The sequence below is a fragment of the Chryseobacterium cheonjiense genome, from assembly GCF_012927265.1.
Lineage (GTDB): Bacteria > Bacteroidota > Bacteroidia > Flavobacteriales > Weeksellaceae > Chryseobacterium > Chryseobacterium cheonjiense.
The window spans coordinates 1,320,898-1,333,804 of record NZ_JABBGF010000001.1 but is presented as its reverse complement, the minus strand read 5'-3'; the positions used below and the strand labels follow the sequence as shown (position 1 = coordinate 1,333,804).

Annotated in this window: 10 protein-coding genes; 3 read left to right on the top strand and 7 right to left on the bottom strand. The window is 39.6% G+C overall.

Annotated elements, in window-relative coordinates:
- Nucleotides 1–77: 77 nt before the first annotated feature.
- The 3 genes from HHL20_RS06100 to HHL20_RS06090 all read left to right on the top strand — a co-directional run bounded on the left by HHL20_RS06100 (nucleotide 78) and on the right by HHL20_RS06090 (nucleotide 3,544).
- Nucleotides 78–437, top strand: a complete 360-nt coding sequence (locus tag HHL20_RS06100; protein ID WP_169230273.1) for a prevent-host-death protein — start codon at nucleotides 78–80, stop codon at nucleotides 435–437.
- Between the two features lie 506 nt (nucleotides 438–943).
- Nucleotides 944–2,095, top strand: coding sequence for a porin (locus tag HHL20_RS06095; protein WP_169230272.1), 1,152 nt, complete (start codon nucleotides 944–946; stop codon nucleotides 2,093–2,095).
- 18 nt (nucleotides 2,096–2,113) lie between these two features.
- A complete protein-coding gene (locus HHL20_RS06090) occupies nucleotides 2,114–3,544 on the top strand; it encodes an anion permease (RefSeq protein ID WP_169230271.1) in 1,431 nt (476 codons plus the stop codon).
- A gap of 204 nt (nucleotides 3,545–3,748) precedes the next feature.
- Here HHL20_RS06090 and HHL20_RS06085 read toward each other — a convergent pair whose 3' ends face one another.
- The 7 genes from HHL20_RS06085 to gndA all read right to left on the bottom strand — a co-directional run bounded on the left by HHL20_RS06085 (nucleotide 3,749) and on the right by gndA (nucleotide 12,650).
- Nucleotides 3,749–4,903, bottom strand: a complete 1,155-nt coding sequence (locus HHL20_RS06085) for an ABC transporter permease (RefSeq protein ID WP_169230270.1) — start codon at nucleotides 4,901–4,903, stop codon at nucleotides 3,749–3,751.
- The gene (locus HHL20_RS06080) at nucleotides 4,900–6,066 is read right to left on the bottom strand and encodes an ABC transporter permease (RefSeq protein WP_228463105.1); all 1,167 of its coding nucleotides are present in this window, start codon (nucleotides 6,064–6,066) and stop codon (nucleotides 4,900–4,902) included. Before HHL20_RS06080 ends, HHL20_RS06085 begins: the two co-directional genes overlap by 4 nt.
- A 16-nt stretch (nucleotides 6,067–6,082) precedes the next feature.
- On the bottom strand, nucleotides 6,083–7,078 hold the full coding sequence (locus tag HHL20_RS06075) for an HlyD family secretion protein (RefSeq protein ID WP_169230269.1): 996 nt from the start codon (nucleotides 7,076–7,078) through the stop codon (nucleotides 6,083–6,085).
- A gap of 74 nt (nucleotides 7,079–7,152) precedes the next feature.
- Entirely contained in the window at nucleotides 7,153–8,583 is a 1,431-nt protein-coding gene (locus HHL20_RS06070) for a TolC family protein (RefSeq protein WP_169230268.1), read from the bottom strand.
- 429 nt (nucleotides 8,584–9,012) lie between these two features.
- Nucleotides 9,013–9,723 carry a 6-phosphogluconolactonase gene (gene pgl / locus HHL20_RS06065; protein ID WP_169230267.1) on the bottom strand — a complete coding sequence of 237 codons (711 nt, stop codon included), beginning with the start codon at nucleotides 9,721–9,723 and terminating at the stop codon, nucleotides 9,013–9,015.
- Between the two features lie 15 nt (nucleotides 9,724–9,738).
- A complete protein-coding gene (gene zwf, locus HHL20_RS06060) occupies nucleotides 9,739–11,220 on the bottom strand; it encodes a glucose-6-phosphate dehydrogenase (RefSeq protein WP_169230266.1) in 1,482 nt (493 codons plus the stop codon).
- A gap of 11 nt (nucleotides 11,221–11,231) precedes the next feature.
- Nucleotides 11,232–12,650 (bottom strand): NADP-dependent phosphogluconate dehydrogenase, encoded by a 1,419-nt coding sequence (gene gndA, locus HHL20_RS06055; RefSeq protein WP_169230265.1) that lies wholly within the window; start codon nucleotides 12,648–12,650, stop codon nucleotides 11,232–11,234.
- Nucleotides 12,651–12,907: the final 257 nt, after the last annotated feature.

Below are 12,907 nucleotides of genomic sequence, written 5' to 3'. Positions count from 1 at the left end.
TATAAATGGTACATTAGTTGATCGAATTATTTTGAATTTTTTCAGCTTCTGATTACATTTGTACTAAATTTAAATTTATGAACTACACGCTTGAGCTCAACACACAGGAGTCTGGCTCTAATCTTGTTTTTAACACCATAAAATTCGATGCATTCAAGGTAAATATTATTGAAAGATATACCGGGAAAATGAATTTCAATCCTAAATTATGTGAGGTTATCTTCAAGTTAAGAACACTGGATGATGAAATTATCAAAAGAAGAGACGGAAATCTCAGAGTAAAAATTAAAGACGACAAATTTGAGACTTATCAACAATTATCAAGAGTCTTAAATTCTTACGACTATAAAAATAAACTGATCAACAGAAAAGAAGCCGACCAGAATTATATCCACTTCATGTTGAGTCTGATTATTTTTAATTATGAACTTAATTAATTACACGCCTTACGTATAGAGTTTGGTCAGGCACAGAAGATCCATTCTCATGAATCCGTATGTTTTGATCTGAATACCATATCAATGACTGAACTCCTATACAACAATTTATCAATCCGGAAATAATTGGTCCGGTTTTTTTTCTTGAGAAATTTCAATTCCTGAAATTATCTTTCTTCCAAAATACACTGCTGTCATTCCTGCATTTTGATACGGTAAATTATATGCAATATAGTAATGTGGTATCAAAATATTTCACTACATTTATTTCACCAATCCGATACTATTTTATAATTATTAAATAGAATCACCACAAAATACTATATCATGAACAAATTTTACCTGAGTCTGCTATTCAGCTACTCTTCCCGCAGGCCATGGACAACGGAGCCTGTCCGGAACAACTTTACGACATTCAGCGGAGTCACTCCCGCTTTACGTGATTAAAACCTTCGAGTTTTAGGACTATATTCAGCATAAACACCTTTCACCAAAAACTATAACCTATGGCTTTTCTAATAAAAAAGGCTGTGCTATTTTTCTTCATAATGCTTTTCTGCATAACTGCCGGTCAAAAACCGGATTCCTTATACAGCCCCCCGGAACAGGAAAATATTAAGTATCCCCAGATTCAGGTCAAAGGCCTCTTTCAGGCACGCTATCTGGTTGGGATGAGTAAAGATGTAGATGTCAATGGTCTGCATCATTCTGATCACAGCGGTACTGATAATAATTTTATGATCAAATACATGAGAGTCCAGATGCGTGCTCAGATCAGTAAACGAACAGAAGTTGTAGCTCTTGCAAATCTTGCAGATTTTAAAAACGACCCTAAATCAAGAGTCCTCGAAAATGCATACTTAAAATATACATTCAATCCCAAACTCGCCTTTACGGTAGGGCAGTTTCGTCCCTGGTTCGGGCTTGAAGAGACCTACCCTATCGATATCATTAAATCACTGGACTGGTCTAATCAGTATACCGAATTTGGAAAACTGGGATGGACAAGTTTTCAGATCGGGCTTTCTGCAACAGGGCAGCTCAATCTGGGAACAATTCCTTTTCAGTATGGTATTTCTGTAGTAAATGGCAATGGCAAAAACCAGATTAATGATAATGATAATGGCAAACAATATTCAACCCGTCTTGTATTCGGATTCTCAAAAAAATACAACCTTAATCTCGGCTTAAATGGTGGAATCGGTGAAGTCTTTGGTAAAAAAATATATGCGGTAGGAGTCGATGTCAGTTCACTGATCAAGTTTGATCCCAGGTGGAGCCTGGATATGCAGCTTGAGGCAAAACAGGCCACCAATCACCCGCTCTATTTTGCAGCAGATCCGGAAACGAGGTCTCAGAATCCTGACGAATATTTAATAAGAGGGGCTTATTTTCTGCCCAATATACGGTACGAAATTAACCACAGAAACCTGAGTGCTTTCGAACTTTCCTGTCGGTATGAATATTTAGATACCAACTTTAGACTAAATTCAAATCCTAGGCAGACCATTACTCCTATGTTCGGCCTCGAATTCCTCAAAAATTACGGAGCCAGAATTCAGTTGGGAATGCAGTTCGACCGTTATAAACATCAAATAGAAAATACAACACAGTACAACAATAACCTCTTTATCATTCAGGTTCAGAGCAGATTCTAAATATAAAACTCAACCATCATGAAAGAAATAAATAGTAAAAATGTTGCGATAACCTTTGCAGTAGCACTCGTTATCTGGTTTATTCCCGTTCCGGAAGGCGTAAGCGACAATGCATGGCATCTTTTTGCAATTTTTGCTGCGACTATTTTAGGCATAATCCTTAAAGCGGCACCAATGGGTACCATGTGTATGATGGCCATTGGCTTTACGGCTTTTACACAGGTCTTAGCTCCGGGAGAGGCAGGAAAATCAATTACCAAGGCACTTTCAGGGTTTGGCGATAAAGTAATATGGTTAATCGGAATATCATTCTTTATAGCAAGAGGATTTATCAAAACAGGCCTAGGAAACAGGATTGCATTTTTATTCATAAGAATTTTCGGTAAAAGTTCTTTGGGACTGGCGTACGGATTAGGTTTGGCAGATGTCTGTCTTGCTCCGGCAATTCCGAGCAATACGGCAAGAGGCGGAGGGATTATTTACCCCATTATGAAATCGATGGCCACAAGCTTCGATTCGGTACCGGAAAAACCGGAAACCCACAGGAAATTAGGTTCATACCTTACACTAAACAGTTATTATATGAATCTGATCTCATCATCCATGTTCTTAACGGGAACGGCTAGTAACCCGATGTGTCAGAAATTTGCAGCCAATCTCGGCATCAATATCACCTGGATGTCCTGGGCTGCTGCCGGTTTTATTCCGGGATTGGCCGCATTTTTTATTGTTCCGCTTGTTTTATATAAACTCTATCCGCCTGAATTGAAAAAAACAGGTGATGCCCCAAGAATGGCCGCCGAAAAGCTGAAGGAAATGGGACCCATCAGCAAAAACGAATGGCTTATGCTGTTGGCATTTTTTATTCTACTTGTTCTCTGGATCTTCGGGGGCAGCCTGTCCATTGATGCGACTACCACTGCTTTTATCGGTCTTACGTTACTTTTACTGACATCAGTACTCACGTGGGAAGATGTAAAATCTGAGAAAGGCGCATGGGATACAATTGTATGGTTCGCTGTTTTGGTGATGATGGCAAGCTCATTAAATGAACTCGGATTCATTGGCTGGTTCAGCGATCTCATTAAACAGAAAATCGGTGGAATGACCTGGACTGTCGCTTTTCCCGTAATTGTTCTGGTATATTTCTTCAGTCATTATATTTTTGCCAGTGCTACCGCTCATGTGGCAGCCATGTATGCCGCATTGCTGGGAGTGGGCGTTGCCGTAGGAATTCCGCCTATGCTTTTAGCCATGATGCTGGGGTTTTTAGGATCAATTTACGGAGTGCTGACACATTACGGACATGGTCCAGCACCGGTGTTTTTTGGAAGCGGCTATGTCGATCTGAAATCCTGGTGGCTGCGCGGTCTTGAAATCGGAATCGTACTTTTAGTTATTTATATGGGGCTTGGTGGTCTTTGGATGAAAGTTTTAGGATATTATTAATAATTTAAAAATGATTTAAACTTAACTGCAAACCGAAGGTTGGACGAAGCCAAAAGAGACAAAAGTTATCTTGTCTTTGGTCGTTAATAATAAAAGGCTTTAAAATAAAAATCAAGGATTTTTAAGACTTTGAGGTTCTTTTTTATTATACTTAAAGTATAGTGCTCAAACCTTCTGTGTCTTTTGCGGTTTAATGAATAGATGCTATTTCTGATCGTGCTTAAGAATATATTTTACCCTTAAAAATAAAAGAATCGTCAGGATCAGAAGCAGGATCAGAAGATGTATTACAGCATCAATATTATCTGCAACTGATCCTCCTGCCTGAACAATTGAGATATAAACTTTAAGGAATGGCGAAGTGGGAATAAGATTTGACATTATCTGAATTACAGACGGCAATGACTGATACGGCATGGAGTATCCTGTGATCAAAAATATAGGATAAGAAGAAAACACCAATACCTGGAACGCAAAAAGCTTGCTTCTGAAAAAGCTCCCGATCAGCATTCCCAGTACAATTACAGAAGAAATGAATATTGTGGTAATGAAAGCCAGATCAATAAAACTTCCTCTGACTGAAACTCCGAAAACCGAAAAATTAACTGTGGCAAAAAACATCCCGAAGATCATAAAAATACACAGATACAGAATTCCTTTTCCCAATATTAACTTTGAAATACTGAATCCCGAAATCCGGTAAAGTTCACCTAATTTTTTTTGTTCCCTTTCTGAGGTAAACCCCGCGGCAACACCTATCAGCAAAGTCTGCTGCAGGATAATGGCGAGCAGCCCCGGCAAGAGAAAAGAACCATATGTCATACTCGAATTATACAGAGGCCGATAATCCATATTAATGGGATTGGTCATTTTCATGGATTCATCCTCACTCATCCCCTGCTTGTTGAAATAAGTCTTCCGAACACCGGCTCCAACAGTAAGGCAGACTTTGGTTACGGTGCTGAGTAAGTCACTGGAAGGCAGAAAGCGTGAGGCGTTCAAAACCAGGTTTACGTTTGCCTGCTTTTGGGAAAAAATATATTTTTCAAGATCTTTCTGAATATAAAAATAACCTTCCACCTCACCCTGATGCATTTTCTCCTGAGCTTCCGAGATATTAGAAGCCGGAACAATTTCAATCATCGGAGTTGCATTGAGCTGTTCGGTAAGCAGCCGGGAAACAACAGTACCGTCATCATCAATCAGGGCAAGCTTTACTTTCTCTTCGCCTTTATTCAGGTAAATGCTGCCGTACATAAAAGCATATAAAACAGGAGCAATCAGCAAAATGAGAAATAAGCTTGAATCTTTTGAAATATTCCGCATTTCCCTTTTCAAAATGGTAAAGATATCTTTCATGACCGCATTTTTTTTAGATACTGATTGACTTTTCTCTGAAAAAACACAATAGCAACCGGAAATGTGATCCCTATAAAAAGCATCAGCTTAACCATTTCCGGAGCGGCATACCGTAACGGAAGTTCCATGAAGTAAAGCTTAATGAATCCGTCCAGAAAATGGGTATAAGGCATGATGTCTGCATACAGCTGATCATACCACGGCATCGCCCAGCGGGGAAACGTAAAACCGCTGAATACAAATGCGGGGGATGTGAAAAAGAGAGCCACATCCACCACAAAAAGCAGGTTATCTGAAATGGCGGAAAGCATCATCCCGATTCCGATACATGCCAGAGCGAGTAATGTATACAATATGAAAAAACTGAAATCCGTTTCCGGCTTCCCAAGATCAAAAACAGGAAATACAACGAAACTGATCAGAATAAATAAAATCCATGCAATACAGAGATGAGCAAGCATTTTCCCCATAATTATCTGTGAAGAAGAACTGGAAATATCCAGCAGACTGTCAATTGTCTTTTTTTTAAATTCCAGATTAAGGATAAGGACAGATGCTACAATCAATGCCATCTGCAAACCTACGGTTACCAGCCCGGGAGTAAGGTACAGCTGATAATTAAAATCCGGATTATAGAGAACCGTCGTGTTGAGTTTGATTGGCTGCACAAGCGTATTGGCTTTATCGGCAGCCATTCCCTGCTTTTCCGCCTTTTGCAGTACTACCGCAAGGCCACCTTTTATAATGATTTCGGCAGCGCCTTTGTAGATCATTTTTGCCGGAACAAGGTAAGCGCCGTTGGTGTATAATGTGATGTTCGACTGATGATTTTTTTTGGCATCAGCTTCCATATTTTTCGGAAAATGAACAGCACCGAAAATTTTCCCTTCCTTCATCAGCTTTTCAATTTCCGCATTACTAAAAACAACATGGGTGAAATGAATATTATCATTCTGCTCCATCATATCAGTGAGCGTTCTTGAGACGAAAGAACCATCTTCATCCCAGACTGCCATCGGAAGCTCTCTGGCAAACTGTTTCTGATAAATCAATCCGTAAAATAGGAAAATAATCGGCGGAATGACCAGCAAAATCACATAGAAATTAGGAATCGAAAAAATCCGTTTCCATTCGCGTACCATGATGATGCTGATTTTTTTCAAATCGTAATAATTTAAGTTACGGTAATATAAGCTGTGCCGTCATTCCGGAACGGAGGCCTTTTACCCGGTTCGGATTTTCCGGCTTCACTTTGATCTGAAAGGTTCTCAGTTCGAACTCCCCATTCTGTTTTTCCGGAACCCAGTCTGCGTAACCCAGCGCCGGAGCAAGCTCTGAAACTCTTCCTTTCATTGTTTCAGGTATACAGCCCGGTATTTTCATCATCACCAGGCTTCCTTTATCGACCCTTGAGATCTGATTCTGACGAAGATTGAACTTTACGAAAAATGAATTATCCTTCTGAATGGTCATCATCGGATATCCCGCATTCACCATTTCACCTTTATTGGAAACGATGGTTGATATCTTCCCCGATACCGGTGCTTTAAGAGAAGCATTATCTTTAATTTCCTGCGTCAGCTTTTCCGCCTGTTTTGCCTGATTGAGAATTGCCTGTGCAGAGTTTTTCATTTCATCATTGCTGCCTCTCTCCAGAAGCTGTACATTCAGTTTTGCGGTTTCCAGTTCTTTCTGGGCGGCTTTATATTTAAAGTAAATAACATCCCTTTCCTGGCCGGAAACAACTCCTTCGGAATATAAATTCTGAAAACGGCTGTAGGTTTTAGACATCAGATCCATCTGCTGCTGAGCAATCTGCTGAAGGTTTTTGGCAGACGCCAATACTTCAGGCTCCACCCCACGGTTTACTTTATCCATCTGGTTGCGTGCAATTTCAACGGCATCCGCAACCTGAGACTGGATGGTCTCGATTTCAGAAGTTTTCATCTGGGCTACGGTTTGTCCTTCTTTTACCTCATCTCCTTCCTTTACAGGAATCTCCAGAACACGGCCGGGGAGAGAGGCCGAGACGTCAACAAATTCGGCGTCTACCATACCAATGATGGCATCTTTAGGTGTATCCTCAGATTTTTCTTTCAGGAGATAAACAAGCGCTGCTGCAAGTACGGCAACCGGAATAAAAACAGCCCAGTAGTTTTTTACAAAATTTCTCATCTGTTGATTGTGCTTCGGATCTTATCCGGTTAATTTATTTATAATAGTTATAATCAGTTGGCATAAAATTATGATCAGGGGATATAAGTGGTAATATTCTCCGGATTCCCTGTGATATAAAAATAAGTTGCCAAAGCAGTCTGGTACGCCACAAGTGACGTGTAATAAAGTTTTTCGGTCTCATACTGCAGCTGCAAGGCGTCATTGACATCTTTTACGGAAGAAAGGCTGTTTTCCATTCTCTTCGTTATCATAGCTGTTGTTTCATATGCCTGCTTTCGGGATGTGTCCAGCGTTTTGCTTTGCTGTTTTAGGCTGATCAGTTTATTTTCCGCTATTTTCGTAGCGAGGTTTACCGATTTCTGTTTCTGCTCGATGAGCAAATCAGCTTCTTTGACCAGAGACTGCGAGGCAAGATTCTTTGAACGTCTTTCAGGATCAAAAAGAGTCCATTGCAGTTCAAGTCCTATCAGCCAGGGCGGGGTAATAACGGGAAGATCTTTTCTGAAGAACTGAACATTGCCGATAGCGAATACATTAGGTCTTGAAAGTGATTTTGTAATATCGACTCCGGTTTCCGCTTCTGCTTTTTTACTCTGAAGAAGTTTAAGGTCTGCATTATCTGTTGCTGATGAAAAAGCAGGAGCTTCAGCAGATTCATTCAATTTTTGATCAATTTCCACCGGCTCATCAAGAGGTAAGCCCATCATATCTTTTAAAATAAACAGAGCATTTTCCTTTTCCGTGGTTAAACTTTTCAGATTGGTTTCGCCTTGCATTCTGGCAATATCTGCCCAATTCTTCTGATATGGCGGAATAATTTCTGCTTTGAGAAGGTTTCCTGCATAAGCTTCATTCTTCTGCAGAGATTCGAGACTGCTCTTCTGTTTATCAATCATTGAATTCAGGTACATCACCTGAATGTATTGTAAAGCAATATTGTATGCCGTAAGATCTTTCGAAGACTCAAGATTGGCTTCGCCGCTTTTCACCTGTTCCTCGGAAAGTCTCCGGGACGATTTCAACTTTCCTCCGAGATAAATCGGCTGTCTTATGACCAGCCCAGCCAGGAAATAACTTTGCTTAGTAATTTCAGGATTGTAGTTGGGATATACTGCACTGATAATATCTTTTGAAGTCTGATAAATAACATTCTGTACCTGCTGTGAAAGCGGATTGCCCGTAATCTGCTGATAAACCGTATTAGCCGAATATACCGCCTGGTTGGCAGAACCTTCCACAACACCATCTTTTACCTGCTGCAGATTCACCCTGAGCGGTTCACCGATATAATTATAACCTGCCAGAAGGTCAAGCTTGGGAAGTCCGTTGTTTTTACTTGAAGCCAGCAGTTTCTGCCTGGTTTCAAGCGACTGCTCGGCGAGCTTTACGACAGCGTTGTTTTGCTGTGCTTTTTCAATGCAATATTGTAAAGAAAACTGCTGACAGAAAATTTTTGCTGAAAGCATCAGAAAAAGCGACACAGAGATTTTCTTTATGCTCATAACATTTGTGGATGGTGTTTGGTATTTTTCAGTACTCTAACAAATTTAATGAAAAAGTACCACATTTAGGATATGTTAAAGTGTTAAAAAACCATATTTCACATTGCATGAATATAACTCCATATCGCTCCAATGTTCTTTTACATCAAAAGAATACAATCTACATCGCAAGAAAGTAGTTCTTCATCACAAGAATCTATCCTAACATCGCAAGAATGTAAGTAATGATCACAAGAATGCAAATCTTCATTACAAAAAAGTAATTCTTCATCGCAAGAACTTAACTTTACCTCGCAAGAATGTAATCTTATACTTGTCAAAGATCGTAATAGCCAAGGAAAGGATCATATATCTTCAAAATGTATTTTTTTAATAAACATAAAAAATCCTGCAGAAAGTTCTGCAGGATGAATTATATATTTTCTTGATCTATTTTCCCATGGCTTTATGATCTGTAAAAAACAGGAAATTTTCCTTTTTCTCGATGAGCTGCATCGGGTATAATTCCGGTTGGTATTCTCCGTTCAGGATTTCATTCAATGCATGTTTTTTAGACTCACCGAAGGCAACAGCCAGGATATTTTCAGCTTTGTTGATTATCGGCTCTGTAAGGGTAATTCTGTACATTTCCTGGGATTTCAGGTAATAGGCAGACACCCATTTTTCTTTTTCATGAAGGATTTCTTCTCCGGGGAAAAGTGATGCTGTATGACCGTCATCTCCCATTCCTAGGAGAATAAAATCAAAAATACCTTCATCACCGAGAATAGTGCGGATATAAGATTCATATTCTTTCGCATAGTCTTCAGGAAGAACATCATCTTTGTACATTGGGAAAATATGGTCTTTATTCACAGGAGCCTTATTCAAAAGCGTGTCAAAAGTCATTTTTGCATTGCTTTTTTCATCGTTTAAAGGTACCCATCTTTCATCAACCCAAAAAAAATAGATTTTATTCCATTCAATTCCTGCGTATTCATCGGTTGCCAGTAATTTAAAAATGGCTTTAGGGGAAGATCCCCCGCTTAATGCAACGGCAAAACGCCCTTTTTCCTGTATTGATTTTACAGAGAGGGCAGCAAACATTTCGGCTGCTTCCTTATATAATGTTTCTAAATCGTCAAATATTCTGATATTCATTTTGCTTTATTTAATTTACCACCATTTATCGCCCTGTCTTTCCACCAGCGTAAAGCTTTCATCGGGACCCCAGCTTCCTGCTTTGTAATTCGGGAAAGAAGCGTCTTTATTGTTTTCCCATGCTTCCTGTATTGTTTTTACCACATCCCATGCTTCTTCTACCTGGTCGGAACGCATGAATAGGGTAAGATCACCCAAAAGGGCGTCCAGCAATAAAGTTTCATATGCTTCCGGAGTATCTTCCTGACACACGAAATAGTCGAAGATCATTTCTACCGGCTCAAGTGAAAGGGTAAGTCCCGGCTTTTTGGCCATGAATTGCAGTCTGATATCCATTAATGGTTGTATATTAATAACAAGCCTGTTAGCCGCAAGATGGTGCTGTGTATCTGAAAAAGTGGAATTCGGAAGCGGTTTGAACTGAATGGTAATGTAAGAATGCTTTTCCTTCATTTTTTTTCCGGTACGTACATAAAAAGGAACACCATCCCAACGTTCATTGTCAAGATAAAACTTTACTGCCGCAAAAGTTTCCGTATTGGAATCCGGTGCAATCCCGTTTTCCTGACGATAGCCTTTTGCTTCAAAGCCATTGATGGTATTCTTTCCGTACTGCCCTCTCACGGCATAATGGTCTACCTTATCGGCGGGAATTCTGCGGATTGATTTCAGAACATCCACTTTACGGTCTCTGATCTCACCGGATTCTAAAGTTGCGGGAGGTTCCATCGCTACCATGCAGAGAATCTGGAGCAAATGATTCTGGATCATATCACGTAATGCTCCCGTCTGTTCATAAAAGCTTCCTCTTGTCTCTACCCCCACTTCTTCTGCAACGGTAATCTGTACAGATTCTATATGCTTGTGATCCCAAAGCGGTTCAAAAATAGAATTTCCGAATCTGAAAGCCAGAATATTCTGTACGGTTTCTTTTCCTAAATAATGATCGATTCTGTAAATCTGTTCTTCTTCAAATGTTTCGGAGAGGAGTTTATTGAGTTCGATAGCCGACTGTTTATCGTGCCCGAATGGTTTCTCGATAATAATCCTGTCTTTTTTAGGATCGGAAGCAAGTGCGCTGTTTTTAATATGATTAGAGATCGTGGAGATGAAATTTGGTCCTATGGAAAGATAGAATAAGCGGTTGGCCCTCGTCCCGTAAATGGTGTCGAAATCATTAAGCTTCTGCTGCAAATCTGTATAAGAACTTTCCTGATCCAGCTGGTGTCTGAAATACATAATATGCGCCTGAAAACCGGCCCAGTCTTCCGGAGTCAGTTTTTTCCTTGAAAAGCTCTCAAGATTTTCTTTAACGTAATTTTTAAAATATTCATCCGTATTGTCTGCCCTTCCCAAAGCAAGGATATTAAACCCTTTAGGCATTCTTCCGTCTATATATAAATTATAAAACGCCGGAAAAAGTTTTCTTTTTGCAAGATCGCCTGTGGCACCAAAAATAATAATCGTAGTGGGCCTCAGGATTTTATTTTCATTCATTTTCCCGAAATTTATTGATTTGTACTGTTCCAAACGGTGTGGAAAACTCCTTCTCTATCAATTCTCTGATAGGTATGTGCGCCGAAATAATCTCGTTGTGCCTGAATAAGATTTACAGGCAGTGATTTCGTTGTATACGCATCAAAATATCCTAATGCCGTCTGAAGGCCAAGACTTGGAATTCCGTTTGTAACGGCAAATGCAGCAGTCTTGCGGAGAGATTTTATTTTAGATTTTACCAATTCTGATATATCCTTATCCAGTAAAATATTGGTCAATTCGGGATTTTGTGTGTAGGCCGCATAGAATTTTTCGAGAAGCAATGACCGGATGATGCACCCGCCTCTCCAGATTTTTACGACATCCTTCAATGGAATTCCGAAATCGTATTCTTCAGAAGCTTTAATGAGCAAAGCCAGCCCCTGCGCATAGCTGATCAGTGTGGAAAGGTAAAGTGCCTCTCCCACTTCGCGGATGAACAGCTCCTTGTCTTCCGGAGTAATTATTTCTTTATCAGCATAGAGTTCTGAAGCCTGGATTCTTTCATCTTTATAGGCGGATAAAATTCTTGACGTCACCGCGATATCAATGGTCGGGATAGAAACGCCTATTTCCATAGCCTGTTCTGAAGTCCACTTTCCGGTTCCTTTTGCACCGGCTTTATCCAGAATCTGATCTAAAAGATCACTGTTGCCAAGAGAATCTTTCTGTTTAAAAATATCTCTGGTAATCTCGATTAGGAATGAATTCATTTCACCATTATTCCATTCTCTGAATACTTCATAAAGTTCATCATTAGAAAGATCGACTCCTCTTTTCAGAAGATCATAGGCTTCGCTGATCAGCTGCATGATCGCATATTCGATACCGTTGTGAACCATTTTTACATAGTTTCCGGCTGAACCTTTTCCCATATAAGCGGTACAAGCTTCACCCTCTACTTTAGCCGCAATAGATTCAAGCATAGGTTTCAGAAGGCTGAACGCTTCAGAGTCTCCGCCAGGCATGATACTTGGTCCTTTTCTGGCTCCTTTTTCACCTCCGGAAACACCAATTCCCATAAAATGAAGACCTTTTGAAGCCATCCCGGAAATACGTCTGTCGGTATCTTTAAAGTAGGAATTACCGGCATCAATCACGATGTCTCCTTTGCTTAATAAGGGTGAAATATTTTCCAGAACGGCATCTACCGGCTTTCCTGCAGGAACCATAAGAATGATTTTCCTTGGAGCTTCCAATGCTTCCACGAATTCTGCCAGAGAGCCTGTTCCTTTGATTTTCATTTCTGAAGTTGCATCGCTGTGCAGCTGTTTTACCTTCTCTTCATCGAGATCAAAACCTGCCACCGAGAATCCGTTGTCGGCAATGTTGTAGAGAAGATTTCTTCCCATCACTCCGAGACCGATCATCCCATAATTATATCCTTCCATTGTATTGATATTATATAAATTCTGTTATACAGAGAATAAAATTACGCAAATGCTAATGATGAAAAAAATAATGATGAAGAAATTGTAATTTAAAGAAAAATCAGCAATATGGAAATATTCAAAACAACCTTTCATATAATATAATTAACTCAATAAAATCGACATTTTTAAATTATATCAATATAAATATTAAAAAACTATTAATCATAAATAAATTCCATTTACAAAAAGTGTTTCGCCTATAATTGATCATCAAA

Excerpts from the sequence above, each read along its gene's own strand:
- HHL20_RS06100 (WP_169230273.1), top strand. The coding sequence starts at position 78 with ATGAACTACACGCTTGAGCTCAACACACAGGAGTCTGGCTCTAATCTT.
- HHL20_RS06095 (WP_169230272.1), top strand. The coding sequence starts at position 944 with ATGGCTTTTCTAATAAAAAAGGCTGTGCTATTTTTCTTCATAATGCTT.
- HHL20_RS06090 (WP_169230271.1), top strand. The coding sequence starts at position 2,114 with ATGAAAGAAATAAATAGTAAAAATGTTGCGATAACCTTTGCAGTAGCA.
- HHL20_RS06085 (WP_169230270.1), bottom strand. The coding sequence starts at position 4,903 with ATGAAAGATATCTTTACCATTTTGAAAAGGGAAATGCGGAATATTTCA.
- HHL20_RS06075 (WP_169230269.1), bottom strand. The coding sequence starts at position 7,078 with ATGAGAAATTTTGTAAAAAACTACTGGGCTGTTTTTATTCCGGTTGCC.
- HHL20_RS06070 (WP_169230268.1), bottom strand. The coding sequence starts at position 8,583 with ATGAGCATAAAGAAAATCTCTGTGTCGCTTTTTCTGATGCTTTCAGCA.
- pgl (WP_169230267.1), bottom strand. The coding sequence starts at position 9,723 with ATGAATATCAGAATATTTGACGATTTAGAAACATTATATAAGGAAGCA.
- zwf (WP_169230266.1), bottom strand. The coding sequence starts at position 11,220 with ATGAATGAAAATAAAATCCTGAGGCCCACTACGATTATTATTTTTGGT.
- gndA (WP_169230265.1), bottom strand. The coding sequence starts at position 12,650 with ATGGAAGGATATAATTATGGGATGATCGGTCTCGGAGTGATGGGAAGA.